Annotated in this window: 12 protein-coding genes and 1 pseudogene; 8 read left to right on the forward strand and 5 right to left on the reverse strand. The window is 61.7% G+C overall.

Annotated elements, in window-relative coordinates:
* Window position 1: 1 nt before the first annotated feature.
* Together K3555_RS24935 and K3555_RS02670 are read right to left on the reverse strand one after the other, a co-directional pair.
* A pseudogene (locus tag K3555_RS24935) lies at window positions 2-617 on the reverse strand (tyrosine-type recombinase/integrase); the annotation flags it as partial.
* Window positions 618-767: 150 nt separating this feature from the next.
* Window positions 768-1,370, reverse strand: a complete 603-nt coding sequence (locus K3555_RS02670) for a pyridoxamine 5'-phosphate oxidase family protein (protein ID WP_260007292.1) — start codon at window positions 1,368-1,370, stop codon at window positions 768-770.
* 118 nt (window positions 1,371-1,488) lie between these two features.
* Here K3555_RS02670 and K3555_RS02675 point away from each other — a divergent pair, with 118 nt between their 5' ends.
* Both K3555_RS02675 and K3555_RS02680 read left to right on the forward strand, forming a co-directional pair.
* On the forward strand, window positions 1,489-2,205 hold the full coding sequence (locus K3555_RS02675) for a helix-turn-helix domain-containing protein (protein WP_260007294.1): 717 nt from the start codon (window positions 1,489-1,491) through the stop codon (window positions 2,203-2,205).
* A 91-nt stretch (window positions 2,206-2,296) separates the two neighbouring features.
* Window positions 2,297-3,463, forward strand: coding sequence for a sterol desaturase family protein (locus tag K3555_RS02680; protein WP_259989828.1), 1,167 nt, complete (start codon window positions 2,297-2,299; stop codon window positions 3,461-3,463).
* A 3-nt stretch (window positions 3,464-3,466) separates the two neighbouring features.
* Here K3555_RS02680 and K3555_RS02685 read toward each other — a convergent pair whose 3' ends face one another.
* On the reverse strand, window positions 3,467-3,820 hold the full coding sequence (locus K3555_RS02685; protein ID WP_260007295.1) for a GFA family protein: 354 nt from the start codon (window positions 3,818-3,820) through the stop codon (window positions 3,467-3,469).
* Between the two features lie 93 nt (window positions 3,821-3,913).
* On the reverse strand, window positions 3,914-4,549 hold the full coding sequence (locus K3555_RS02690) for a DUF1326 domain-containing protein (protein WP_259989832.1): 636 nt from the start codon (window positions 4,547-4,549) through the stop codon (window positions 3,914-3,916).
* Window positions 4,550-4,883: 334 nt separating this feature from the next.
* Here K3555_RS02690 and K3555_RS02695 point away from each other — a divergent pair, with 334 nt between their 5' ends.
* The 5 genes from K3555_RS02695 to pheT all read left to right on the forward strand — a co-directional run bounded on the left by K3555_RS02695 (window position 4,884) and on the right by pheT (window position 10,665).
* Window positions 4,884-5,054 carry a hypothetical protein gene (locus K3555_RS02695; RefSeq protein ID WP_260007296.1) on the forward strand — a complete coding sequence of 57 codons (171 nt, stop codon included), beginning with the start codon at window positions 4,884-4,886 and terminating at the stop codon, window positions 5,052-5,054.
* A 230-nt stretch (window positions 5,055-5,284) separates the two neighbouring features.
* Window positions 5,285-6,358 carry a phenylalanine--tRNA ligase subunit alpha gene (pheS, locus tag K3555_RS02700; protein WP_260007297.1) on the forward strand — a complete coding sequence of 358 codons (1,074 nt, stop codon included), beginning with the start codon at window positions 5,285-5,287 and terminating at the stop codon, window positions 6,356-6,358.
* Window positions 6,359-6,564: 206 nt separating this feature from the next.
* Entirely contained in the window at window positions 6,565-7,068 is a 504-nt protein-coding gene (locus tag K3555_RS02705; RefSeq protein ID WP_260007298.1) for a hypothetical protein, read from the forward strand.
* Between the two features lie 296 nt (window positions 7,069-7,364).
* On the forward strand, window positions 7,365-8,180 hold the full coding sequence (locus tag K3555_RS02710) for a PHB depolymerase family esterase (protein ID WP_260007299.1): 816 nt from the start codon (window positions 7,365-7,367) through the stop codon (window positions 8,178-8,180).
* Window positions 8,181-8,268: 88 nt separating this feature from the next.
* Window positions 8,269-10,665 (forward strand): phenylalanine--tRNA ligase subunit beta, encoded by a 2,397-nt coding sequence (gene pheT / locus K3555_RS02715; protein WP_260007300.1) that lies wholly within the window; start codon window positions 8,269-8,271, stop codon window positions 10,663-10,665.
* Window positions 10,666-10,759: 94 nt separating this feature from the next.
* On the opposite strand, the gene K3555_RS02720 is transcribed toward pheT, so the two are convergent.
* Entirely contained in the window at window positions 10,760-11,638 is an 879-nt protein-coding gene (locus tag K3555_RS02720; RefSeq protein WP_260007301.1) for a LysR family transcriptional regulator, read from the reverse strand.
* An 87-nt stretch (window positions 11,639-11,725) separates the two neighbouring features.
* Here K3555_RS02720 and K3555_RS02725 point away from each other — a divergent pair, with 87 nt between their 5' ends.
* Entirely contained in the window at window positions 11,726-12,361 is a 636-nt protein-coding gene (locus K3555_RS02725; RefSeq protein ID WP_260007302.1) for a class I SAM-dependent methyltransferase, read from the forward strand.
* Window positions 12,362-12,405 lie beyond the last annotated feature (44 nt).

The following is a 12,405-nucleotide window of genomic DNA, read 5'->3' on the forward strand; positions in this document are numbered from 1 at the left end:
CATCGGTGTTCACCTCCAGCAGTCGGGTGGCGGAACTGTGCCGCAAACTATGCAGCGTGGCGGGTTTGGAAATACCTGCCGAGTGTTTGGCCGAGGTAAAGGCGCGGTTCAGTTGCCGCGATGAGATCGGGTTGACCTTCGGCTTACCGGGAAACAGCCAACCCTCCGGTCGCGCCTCCCGCCAATAGTCGCGCAGCAGATCCAGCATTCCCGGTGACTGCATGACCTTGCGATCTTTGCCATCCTTGCCTTGGCCGGCATGGTTCAGCAACCGGTCGGTTTCGGGCTCGTTCGATGAATCCGCTGCGCTGCGAATGAACGGCGGCTCTGATGAAATCGCCTGGGCAAAAAGCGTTTCGATGGATGAGGTCTACACGCTTTTTGCCCAGGCTTGCATGGTGTGATGTGTTGACTGAAACAACACGGTAGGTATCTGTCATGTGCAACTGGTAGGCACGCAAATCCTCGGGCGTGGCAGTGCCCGGTGATCGCTGCAGAAACTTCGCAAAATCCTTGGTCGCCCGGATATGTGAATTCTGCGCCTTGTCGCCCATCCCCCGGATGTGCATGTCTTCGATCATCCACGCACGCAGCGGGGTCATCTTCTCCTCTGCCATGGAAACCTCCTGTCAATTGACTGAGAAAGTCCCAATCGTCAGACCGGTTAGGAAGATCGCAAAATGCGTAGCATCCCGGGATGGTTCATTACACCAGCCACAAACGCCATTGCTGCAAAGCGGCTTTGTCCTTGATTTCGGAGCGGCCCCTTACCACAGTCGGCCTTTCGCATATTCCGCATAGCCTTCGTCATAGGCTTCGGCTTCGAACCCGGCTTCCTGCTCCTTTAGAAACTGGCCCGCGGTAGGAAGTTCCGGGCGTTCACGGTCCTGATCCCACAGGCGCGAACGCATAATCGCCTTGGCGCATTGAAAATACAGCTCGTTTATGGTGATCACGGCCACCGTGGCCGGGCGCCGTCCCTTGCGTTCAAAGGTGGTGCAGGCGGTTTCGTCGGCGGTCAGGTATGCGGTTCCGTTCACCCGCACCACATTGTTTTCGCCCGGAACCATGAACATCAGGCTGACACGGCTGTCGCGCACGATGTTGCGCAGCGAGTCGAGCCGGTTATTGCCGCGCCAGTCCGGCAGCCACAGGGTGCAGGCGTCCGCGATATGCACCACCGGGCCATCATCGCCGCGCGGGCTTGCGTCGGTGCCCTCAGGGCCGATGGTAGACAGCACCAGGAACCAGGAGGCCTCGATCCAGCGCTGGTACAGCGGTGTCAGACGGGTGGCGACTTTGCTCAGCGACCGCGGCACCGGGGTGCCGTAGATGTGCTCAAGTGTTTCGATGCCGGTGATTTTCTGCATGCTCTGGCCTCCTTTTGGCTGCAGGATATCTTGCCCTTTTGCGCTAATGGGGTCAGTTTCGGATCAAATGGGCCAAAATGCGGATATCCGCCGGCGAGGGTGGTCTTCGTCTGATGCTGTGCAGTTGCTGCCGCATGGAGTGGCGTCTTATGCGCGCGGCTACAAAGACGGCTATGTCTCCACCTGGCATGATCATCCGCGCCACCAGCTGGTTTATGCAGTGGCCGGGCTGATGATGGCTGAGGCCGATGGCACCAGCTGGGCGGTGCCTGCGGGCTCTGGTTTGATCGTGCCTGCGGCCATGCTGCATGAGATCCGGATGGTGGGAGAGGTGCAGTTGCAATCCTTGTATATTGATCCGGCGGAAACCGGCGCCGGGGCGATGGCCGCCTGCCGTGCGGTGACTATCCCGCCGCTGCTGGCGGGCCTGATCGAGGCGCTTTGCGCGATGGGCAATCCTTGGCCGTTGCCGCCCCGGGCGCATCATCTGAGCCAGCTGATCCTGATCGAATTGGAAGCTGCGCCAGACACGCCGCTGGCCTTGCCGTACCCGCCTGACGGGCGGTTGCGCCGGGTTTGCGATGCGCTGATGGCGGATCCGGGCAGTGGCCGGACAATTGACCATTGGGCGGTGCTGGCAGGGATGAGCCGCCGCTCGTTCACCCGGGCATTTCAACGGCAGACCGGCCGCAGCTTCGGGCAGTGGCGGGAGCGGCTGCGTTGCCAGATCGCATTGCGGGCGCAGGCGCGGGGTGAGGAGATGGAACGGGTCGCCCGCGATCTTGGCTATGCCAGCCGCTACGCGCTGCAGGCGATGATGCGCCGGCTGGTGTAAACAGGCAGCGGTTTTCCCTATTGAATTCCCTAATCGCACTGCGGGCGGCATTGTGGCAGGTTGCGCCGGAATTGAGGTGAGTGAGGCAGCCATGAAGTTCATCCGCGATGTGATTGCGCAGTTGGAAACCCCGCGCGAGGCGCGGCCTTTGGGCAGCGGCTGGCTGTCGGGAACAATGGCGCTGCTGGCGGCGCTCACCGGGCTGCTGCTGGTGCTGCTGCGCTGGTATCCCGAGACGTTCTCGTATCCGCAGCTCGGCTTTATCCATTCCAGCGGCTATGTCACCGCCTTTCTGCGCTTTGTGCTGCTGGCGGGCTATGCGCTGTCGCTGCTGAGCCTGATCCTGAGCCGCCAGAAGGCGCTGGGCTGGGCTGCCCTGGGCTTGTCTGTTGTGGCTTCTTTGATGGCGACGGCGCAGCCGCAGCACGCAGGCGGCACTCCGCAGAGCCTGTATTTCGGGCTGGACTACTTCATTGTCAACGTTCTGCTGGTCGGCTTTTTGTTTGTGCCGCTGGAACGGTTCTTTGCAGCGCGGCGCGAGCAGACGGTTTTCCGCACCGAATGGCGCGAGGACATGTTCTATTATCTGGTCAGCTCAATGCTGGTGCAGGTGCTGACTTTCCTGACGCTGGCGCCGGCGAACTATGTCAATGCAAACGCCGATCTGGAGGGCATCCGCGCCCATATCACCAATCTGCCGTTTGCGGTGCAGGTGCTGATCGTGATGGCGGCAACGGATTTCGTGCAGTACTGGGTGCACCGCGCCTTTCATACGTTTCCGGCGCTGTGGCATTTCCACGCCATCCACCATTCGGCCAAGAAAATGGATTGGCTGGCGGGCGCGCGGATGCATTTCATCGAAATCGCGGTGCTGCGCGGGCTGACGGCGGTGCCGATGTTCACGCTGGGTTTCAAACCGGAAGCGATCCAAGCCTATCTGCTGATCATCTATTTCTATTCCAGCTTCATTCACGCCAATATCGGCTGGAAGCTGGGGTTTCTGGAGCGGTTCCTGGTTACGCCGCGCTATCACCACTGGCATCATGGCAGTGAGCGGGCGGCGATCGACATCAACTATGCCTCGCATTTTCCACTCTATGACTGGCTGTTCGGCACCCATTACTTACCCGAGGAAGCCTGGCCATCAAAATACGGCGTGGCGGGGGACACGGTGCCGAACGGTTACTGGCGGCAGTTCCTGTACCCGTTCAACCGGAAGCGCTGGAAGAAACGGCAGGACGGCGACGGGCAGGGCTGAGTTTCAGAGGCTCTTGCCATCGAAAATCTCCGACGGCAGGTGCAGCGTGTTCAATCCGTCGATACATCCTAAGTTGACGCGGAAGGTGCCGGGCGACAGTCGCGGCTCGACAAAGGTGTGGATGCCGCAGGTGCCGCAGAAATGGTGCTGTGCGGCCATTGTGCCGAACCTATAGGTCTTTAACGCATCGCCAGCCGCGGTGATTTCCATGTCACCTTGCGCCACCTTGACGGGGGTCAGATAGGCGGTCTTGCGGATGCAGATGGAGCAGTCGCATTGCATGGCGCAGGTGATTTCCGGCGCCCGGAAGGAGAAACGGACAGCGCCGCAATGGCAGCTGCCGGAGTAGATTTTCATGGCTTGCCTGTGCTTGTTGAGAGAACAGAGTAAGCTTGGCAGGGCAGCCGCGTCCTGTGCAAGCGGTTTTGTGCGCTTTTGACGTGATCTGCCTCAGGCTGCAACCCCGTGCGGGCCGTGGCGGATGATGGCCCATTGGCCGTATGTATCCTCCAGATCCAGCGGGATGGCGGCAGTGGATTTGCTGGAGCCGCTGCCCACTTCGGCCAGGGTGAACTCAATCCCGCCGGGGATGTCGATGCGGACCCGGTGCTCACCACCGCCGTGCGGGGCCTGGATCGGGCGGCCGGTGGCGTGCAGCAGGCCCTTGACGTCCACTTTTGCGGTGCGGTTTTCGATGTCGGCCTCGTAGTCGATCCGCTGAACCAGCGTGTCATGCACGGTGTCGCACATGGCGCGGAACACCCACCAATGGGTGGCTTCCTCATCCGTTTCGCCGCCAAGCATCACGGTGGAAAGCGCCTCGCGCTGGGCGTCGCTGGCACGGTCGTCGACAATCAGCTGCAATGCGCCCTTGCCCTCGAAGATCGGGCCTGGCCAAGCGTAAAGAACGGCGGCGCGGGTGCCGGCGAGGTCTATTTCGCCGAAGTGGCCTTGGTCGATATGGATCACCTCAAACCCGGTGCAATTGCCATGGGTGGGAAGATCCTCGAACTGGCAGGGACAGCCATAGTTGCAGTTGCAGTTCCCGAAGCTGCGGCCCTCGATGTACCAATCCACATGCGCCATGATTGTCTCCTCCGGTTCTGCTGCTGAAAAGATGCAGGGAAACTATACCATAAAGCAGCCGCAAATTCAGGAGGGCGCAGCCCGGGGCCGCCGCGGGGCCCGGGCCGGCAGCTTCAGCCTGCAGTAATGGCGCTGGTGCTGAGCACCGTGGCATAGGCAAAACCAAGCGCAGACATATAGGCCTTGTGAACATCTTCGGCCACGGTGACTGCATAACCATAGTCCGCAGCGGCGCGGGCGGCGGCGTTCCCGTGCGGTCTACCGAGACGATGGCTGAGAAGATCGTTGCCAGCCGCGCGGGCTTCCTGATCCAGAACGCCACGGGGGCGGCGTGATGGACAAGCTGACCACTTATTCCGTCCTGTCCCGCATTCGCCGCTCTGGCGACGTCTATGAGCCGCACGGTGAGCGTACTGAAGTTGAGTTGTCTGAGAAGGAAGCGGCACCGCTGAAGCTGCTGGGCAAAATCGGTGAACCGCGCGGCCAGTTCCCGGGCCTTTGCTGATGCGGTCACGGACCTCATCACACCGTCTGGTTTTATGGATTTGGGTTGGCTTGAACTGGATGATCTGGCGTAAAACGCCGCACAATCCGTTAGAAACTCAAATTTCGTGTCTCAAAGGTGCCGCCGTGCCACAGCAGCGCGGCGACACACCCGCCGGGCTTACGCCCTGGCCCTCTTGCTTTCGCCGGCCCTTGTGGTAGCAGGGCACAAGCAGAATTCGAGAGGCCGTGATGGACGATCTTAAAGCCAAATATCTGGGTCAGATTGCCGATGCCGCGGATGAATCCGCGCTGGAAGCGATCCGCCTTGCCGCCGTGGGCAAAAAGGGCGAAGTGGCGCTGAAGATGCGCGAGCTGGGCAAGATGACCCCGGAAGAGCGCCAGGTCGCAGGCCCGGCGCTGAACGCGCTGAAGGATGAGATCAACTCGGCCCTGGCGGCCAAGAAGGCGGGCCTGGAAGATGCCGCCCTGGATGAGCGTCTGCGCACCGAATGGCTGGACGTGACCCTGCCGACCCGCGCCCGCCGCGTGGGCAGCCTGCATCCGATCAGCCAAGTGCAGGAAGAGATCACCGCGATCTTTGCCGAACTCGGATTTTCCGTTGCCGAAGGGCCGCGGATCGACACCGACTGGTACAACTTCGATGCGCTGAACATCCCCGGCCACCATCCGGCGCGAGCAGAGATGGACACGTTCTATATGCACCGTGCGGAAGGCGACGACCGCCCGCCGCATGTGCTGCGCACCCACACGTCGCCGGTGCAGATCCGCTCGATGGAGAAGATGGGCGCGCCGCTGCGCATCATCTGCCCGGGCGGTGTTTACCGCGCCGATTACGACCAGACCCACACGCCGATGTTCCACCAGGTCGAAGGCCTGGCGCTGGACAAGGACATCTCGATGGCGAACTTGAAGTGGGTGCTGGAGGAGTTTGTCAAATCCTTCTTTGAGGTGGACGACGTCGAGCTGCGCTTCCGCGCCTCGCACTTCCCCTTCACCGAACCGTCCGCCGAAGTCGATATCCGCTGCTCTTGGGATAACGGCCAGCTGAAGATCGGCGAGGGTGAAGACTGGATGGAGATCCTCGGCTCCGGCATGGTGCACCCCAAGGTGATCGCGGCCGGCGGTATCGATCCGGAGATCTACCAGGGCTTCGCCTTTGGCATTGGCATCGACCGTCTGGCGATGCTGAAATACGGCATCCCCGACCTGCGCGCCTTCTTCGACAGCGACCTGCGCTGGCTGCGCCACTATGGCTTCCAGAGCCTGGATATGCCGGCGCTGCATGGCGGTTTGTCGCGGTAACCCATCAAAGTTTCAGACCTACCGCCCGGCCGACAGGCCGGGCAGCGCCCGTCCCGCCCCCCACGGGGCGGGCGCTTCGCTTCCCACCCCGCCGGGCCGGGCGCTGCCCTAGGTGATACACGATAAGGGTGCAATTGCGCTTGGCGCAGCGAGCGCTATGCTCCATTCGATACTGCAAAACAGTTTGATTTGAGGGTGTTGAGCGAATGGCTTCTGTTGAAGTGATGACTGTTAGTGAAAACGTATGTCAGGATTTGACAATTTTTCTCGAAATCCTTCGAAACTTTGCAAGTAATCCGGTTTGGGCATTGATATTAGGCGGTGGCATATCCCTTTGGATTTGGCGCAGACAGACAAAATTGTCCTTTGAGTTGGAGCTTAAGCGCGAAAAAAGAGAGCTATACCGCCGCTTTATTTCTCAGATTGGTAAAGCTGCAGCTGTGAAGCATGATATCGGTTCTGGTGCGTGGGAGTTGCACCCGGAGGTGAGAAGGCTTTGGGCTCTGCAGAAGGAAGTTGAGTTGGTTGGTTCTGCCAGTTCTTGTGAAACCAGTTCTGGGGTTCTTGATGCTATAGAAAAACTTCTTTCAATGAAGGTTAATCAAATAGAATCTTCCGATGGAGTTATGCGAAGCTTGGATGAAAACGTTTTCTTTGCTAGCGACCAAATGGTTGTTGCTATGAAAAGGGAACTGGGAAAGAATTCATAAGGAAGTTCTGCCAGCGCGGAATCAAGGCCGAGAGGCCGCCGCGCCATCGCTTGCCTCTCGGCGATTGCGTGCAATCGCCTGTCGGCAGCGCATTGCGGTGCAATGCACGAGAGGCCGCCCGCACGGGCAGGCGATTTGGGGAGCCAAGCGCACCAGCTGGAGGTTCTACGGACGTTGCCGGCATAAACTGCCAAAGATCCCCGTTGGATCGCCTCCCCGCGGTCAGACGATGACGCGGCTTGCGGCCCACAAACATGTGACGTGACACTTTCACTGCCTTGGCTAGTCTCGGGCAGATGATCCGAGCAGCGCTTTCCCTTTCCGCCGTCCTCCTATGGGCCTCCGCCGCTGCCGCCATGGGGCCGTCAAAACCCTCTGACTGCCATGGCGAGACGGCTTGCCAGCTCGGGGACCGTTCCTATCATGTGATGGAACCGGAGGGCTGGGACGGGGTCACGCCGCTGCCGGTGCTGCTGCATTTCCACGGCTGGGCGCGGACCGGGGTCAATGCGCAGCGCAGCGGCCGGATCGGCGCCTCAACCAAACGGCGCGGTGTGCTGCTGGTGACGCCGAACGGGCGGCGCAAGACCTGGGACTTCTGGTCGCCGGAGACCGGGGATGTCGGTTTCACCAACGAAGTGCTGCGGGACGTGGCCAAGCGCTATCCTGTTGATGCGGGTCGTATCTATGTCTCGGGTTATTCCTATGGTTCGGCAATGGCCTGGCGGTATGTATGCGAGAGCGGCAATCATGTGGCCGCTTTGCTGGGGATTGCCGGGGCGTTTCCGCCGGGGGAGACCTGCCCCGAGGCCCCGCGCGAGGTGCGCCATGTGCACGGGGTGAGCGATACTGTGATGCCCTTTCCCGACGACGGTCCCGGCGGGCAGGCGGTGCCCATGGGGCTGTGGCGCGCCAGGCTGGATTGCGGCGCCGGGCAGCCGGCGGGCGACTGGCAGGTGGTGGATTTCCTGAAACTCAGCCGCACCGAATGGCGGAACTGTGCGAGCGGGCAGGTGGTGCTGGATACCCATCCGGGCGGCCATTTCATCCCGCATGGCTGGATCGGGCGGCAATTGGACGAGCTTTTGGGGCGCACTCCCAGCTATCCGTGACTGCAAGGACGCTCGCGCCCTTGAACCTTGGCGCATTCTTTGTCATTGCCTCTGGCAAACTGCATGTCTGCCAAGGGGTCCCCGACCGATGAAATTCACGCTTTCCTGGCTGAAAGACCACCTCGACACCGATGCCTCGGTGGACGAGATCACCGAGACTCTGACCGATCTGGGTCTTGAGGTTGAAGGGGTCGTTAATCCAGCCGACGCGCTGAAGGACTTTAAACTTGGCTATGTGACACATGCCGAAAAGCACCCCGACGCCGACAAGCTGCGGGTCTGCAAGGTCGACACCGACGAGGGCGAGCTGCAGATCATCTGCGGCGCGCCGAATGCCCGGACCGGCATCACCGTGGTGGTCTGCAAGCCGGGCATGTATATTCCGGGGCTGGATATCACCATCGGCGTCGGCAAGATCCGCGGTGTGGAAAGCTATGGCATGATGGCGTCCGAGCGCGAACTGGAGCTGTCGGAAGAGCATGACGGCATCATCGAACTGCCCTCGGGCAAAGTCGGCGACAAGTTCGTGGACTGGCTGGCAGAGAACGATCCGGCCAAGGTCGATCCGGTGATCGAGATTGCGATTACCCCGAACCGCCCCGATGCGCTGGGTGTCTACGGCATTGCCCGCGACCTGGCGGCACGCGGCCTTGGCACCCTTAAAACCCGCGCGTTTGAGGCGGTGCCGGGCGATTTTGCAAGCCCGATCAAAGTCACCATCGACGAAGACGCGCTGGACGGCTGCCCGTTGTTTGCCGGCCGCCTGATCAAGGGTGTGAAAAACGGCCCCTCCCCGCAATGGCTGCAAGACCGTCTGACGGCGATTGGCCTGCGCCCGATTTCGGCGCTGGTGGATGTGACCAACTTCTTTACCTTCGACCAGAACCGCCCGCTGCATGTGTTTGATGCAGCCAAAGTGTCTGGTGACTTGCGCGTCCACCACGCGGCAGGCGGTGAGACGCTGAAGGCGCTGGATGAAAAGGAATACACCTTCGGCGCGGGCCAGATGGTGATCTCGGACGCCAATGGCCCCGAAAGCATCGGCGGCATCATGGGCGGCGAAGAAACCGGCTGCACTGAGGACACCGTGGATGTGTTCCTGGAAAGCGCGTTCTGGGACCATGTGCAGATCGCGATGGCGGGCCGGGCGCTCAAGATCAATTCCGACGCGCGCTACCGCTTTGAGCGCGGCGTGGACCCGGAGTACACGATCGAGGGCCTGCACCGCGCGACGCAGATGATCCTGGATATCTGCGGCGGTGAGCCGTCCGAGGTGGTGATCGCTGGCGACGTGCCGGATCACGCGCGCGCCTATAAACTGGATTCCGGCCGGGTGCAGTCGCTGGTAGGGATGGAAATCCCGGAAAGCGATCAGCGCCAGACCCTGACCCGCCTGGGCTTCCGCCTGGAGGGCAACATGGCGCATGTGCCCAGCTGGCGCCCGGATGTGCAGGGCGAAGCCGATCTGGTGGAAGAGGTGGCGCGGATTGCCTCGCTGACCAAGCTGCAGGGCAAACCGCTGCCGCGGCTGACCGACGGTATCCCAAAGCCGGTAATGACACCGCAGCAGCGCCGCCAGCAAATGGCGCGCCGCACCTGCGCCAGCCTCGGCTATAACGAGGTGGTCAGCTACACCTTCATCGACAAACCCTCGGCGGCACTGTTCGGCGGCGGCGGCGATGCCACCATGCTGGCGAACCCGATCTCAACCGAGATGTCGCATATGCGCCCGGCGCTGCTGCCGGGCCTGCTGCAGGCGGCGGCACGTAATCAGGCGCGCGGCTATATGGATTTGGCCTTGTTTGAGGCGGGTCCCGCCTTCCACGGCGGTGAGCCGGGCGAGCAGCACAACCTGATTTCCGGCCTGCTGGTCGGCCGCACCGGTCCGAAGGACGTGCATGGCGCCTCGCGCGCTGTCGATCTTTACGATGCCAAGGCGGACATCGAGGCGGTTCTGGCCGCCATCGGCGCGCCGGCCAAGGTGCAGATCCTGCGCGGGGCGCAGTCCTGGTGGCATCCGGGCCGTCACGGCCGTATCTGCCTGGGTCCGAAGAAGACGCTTGGCGTGTTTGGCGAACTGCATCCCAAGGTGCTGAAAGAGATGGGGATCAAAGGCGCGGCTGTTGCCTTTACCATCTGGCCAGATGAGATTCCGATGCCGCGTAAATCCGGTGCCAGCCGCCCGGCGCTGGATATCAGCGACCTGCAAGCGGTGGAGCGGGACTTTGCCTTTGTTGTTGATGCAGAGGTCGAGGCGCTGACCCTGGTCAATGCGGCAGCCGGGGCTGACAAGGCGCTGATCGCAGATGTGCGCGTTTTTGACGAATTCATCGGCGGTTCCTTGGGGGAGGGCAAGAAGTCGCTGGCGATCACCGTGCGGCTGCAGCCCAGCGACAAGACGCTGCAGGAAAAGGACATTGAAGCGGTGAGCGGCAAAATCATCGCCAAAGTGACTAAGGCCACCGGCGGCACCCTGCGGGGCTAAGGCGGGACCAAGACTTTTGAAGAAAAGTCTTGGTAAAAGTTTTCTGTAATACTTTTGGGCAGCGCACCCGTTGGGGCGCTGCCCTTTGCTATCGTCACCTCGCGGAGAAGAACTCCGCCAGCAGGTCGAACACCAGCCGGATCCGGCGGCTGGTGTGCAGCTCGCGGTGGGTGGTGAGCCAGACCGGGAAAACAATCGGTTCCATGCCAGGCAGCAGGCGCTCCACCTCCGGCGCGGCGGCTGCGACGCTGTCCATCATCGGACAGATGCCAAACCCTTGTTTCACCAGTTCCCACGTGGCCAGCCCGCTGGTGGACTTTATACGGAAATTGTCAGGTGTCAGGGGAATACCCAGCGGCGCCATGAACGCAATCGAGCGCTCCACATCGGCAAAGCCCACGAAATCATGATCCGCCAGCGCTGCCGCTGATGCAGGGCGGCCGCGCCGTTCCAGATAGCTGGCGGCGGCATAGAAGTGGGCGGTGGCTTCTTGCACCAGACGGGCGATCAGCTCGGGCTGTTCGGGGCGGACGTGGCGGATGGCGATATCAGCCTCGCGCCGCATCAGGTCGCGGATATCATTGGCGGCCACCACATCGATGGTGAGCCGGGGCGCGCGCTGGCGCAGCTGGTGCAGCACCGGCGGCAGCACATGGGCGGACATCACATCCGAGGCGGTGATCCGCACCGTGCCGTCGATGGATTGCGCCTGGCCGGTGGCCGCAAGACACAAGCCATCGGCTGCCGCTCCCATCTTGCGGCTGTGGGAGTGCAGCTCGTGCCCCGCCTCGGTCAGGGCCAGGGTGCGGCCCAGGCGTTCGAACAGCAGCACGCCCAGCTCGCCTTCAAGGGCTGCAACCTGGCGCGACAACGTAGGCTGGGTGAGGCCGAGCCGACGTGCTGCCGCCGACAGCGAGCCGGTTTCAGCGGTGGCGAGAAAGGCGCGAATGTGGTTCCAGTCAGGGCTGTACATGCAAATATGTATAACGAACTTGCGAATTTCGGCAATTTATCTGTGGTTCCTGCATGGGTAGGGTTCCGGCAACCAAGGAGATCCGCGATGACAGCCGACGCCCGATTTTGGAACAAGGTCGCCCCGAAATACGCCAAATCAGCGATCCGCGACGAAGATGCTTACCGCTATGCGCTGGAACGGACCCGGTCTTATTTGAAACCGGAGGACAGCGTGCTTGAACTGGGCTGCGGCACCGGTTCCACCGCGATTGAGCTGGCACGCAACGTCTCCAAAATCACTGCAACCGATCTGTCGGAAGCAATGCTGGAGGTGGGCCGCGAGCGGGCGTGGGACGCTGGCGCCAGCAATGTGGAGTTTCAATGCAGCAGCGCTGGCGAGGCGCCGGAGGGGCCGTTTGATGCGGTGCTGGCGCATAACCTGCTGCATTTGCTGCCGGATCTGGAGGCGGTTCTGGACGGTGTGGCAGCGCGGTTGGCACCCGGCGGGCTGTTCATTTCCAAAACCCCCTGCCTGGGAGAGATGCGCGGCAGCTGGAAGTACCGGATGTTCCAGGTTGCCATCCCACTGATGCGGCTGGCGCGCTATGCGCCCAGTTATGTGGATTTCATCGACATCCGCACCCTGGAGGCGGCGGTGCAGCGGGCCGGGTTCGACATCATTGAGACCGGCAACTACCCGGCGGACACGCCAGGCCGCTATTTGGTGGCGCGGCGGCGTTGATCCTTTGCCTTTCGCCTGCCAGCCCTAGGTTACAAGGCGGAGGC

Origin of the sequence: Leisingera sp. M527, from assembly GCF_025141525.1 — a bacterium.
Taxonomy (GTDB): domain Bacteria; phylum Pseudomonadota; class Alphaproteobacteria; order Rhodobacterales; family Rhodobacteraceae; genus Leisingera.

Excerpts from the sequence above, each read along its gene's own strand:
- K3555_RS02670 (WP_260007292.1), bottom strand. The coding sequence starts at position 1,370 with ATGCAGAAAATCACCGGCATCGAAACACTTGAGCACATCTACGGCACC.
- K3555_RS02680 (WP_259989828.1), top strand. The coding sequence starts at position 2,297 with ATGAAGTTCATCCGCGATGTGATTGCGCAGTTGGAAACCCCGCGCGAG.
- K3555_RS02685 (WP_260007295.1), bottom strand. The coding sequence starts at position 3,820 with ATGAAAATCTACTCCGGCAGCTGCCATTGCGGCGCTGTCCGTTTCTCC.
- K3555_RS02690 (WP_259989832.1), bottom strand. The coding sequence starts at position 4,549 with ATGGCGCATGTGGATTGGTACATCGAGGGCCGCAGCTTCGGGAACTGC.
- K3555_RS02695 (WP_260007296.1), top strand. The coding sequence starts at position 4,884 with ATGGACAAGCTGACCACTTATTCCGTCCTGTCCCGCATTCGCCGCTCT.
- pheS (WP_260007297.1), top strand. The coding sequence starts at position 5,285 with ATGGACGATCTTAAAGCCAAATATCTGGGTCAGATTGCCGATGCCGCG.
- K3555_RS02705 (WP_260007298.1), top strand. The coding sequence starts at position 6,565 with ATGGCTTCTGTTGAAGTGATGACTGTTAGTGAAAACGTATGTCAGGAT.
- K3555_RS02710 (WP_260007299.1), top strand. The coding sequence starts at position 7,365 with ATGATCCGAGCAGCGCTTTCCCTTTCCGCCGTCCTCCTATGGGCCTCC.
- pheT (WP_260007300.1), top strand. The coding sequence starts at position 8,269 with ATGAAATTCACGCTTTCCTGGCTGAAAGACCACCTCGACACCGATGCC.
- K3555_RS02720 (WP_260007301.1), bottom strand. The coding sequence starts at position 11,638 with ATGTACAGCCCTGACTGGAACCACATTCGCGCCTTTCTCGCCACCGCT.
- K3555_RS02725 (WP_260007302.1), top strand. The coding sequence starts at position 11,726 with ATGACAGCCGACGCCCGATTTTGGAACAAGGTCGCCCCGAAATACGCC.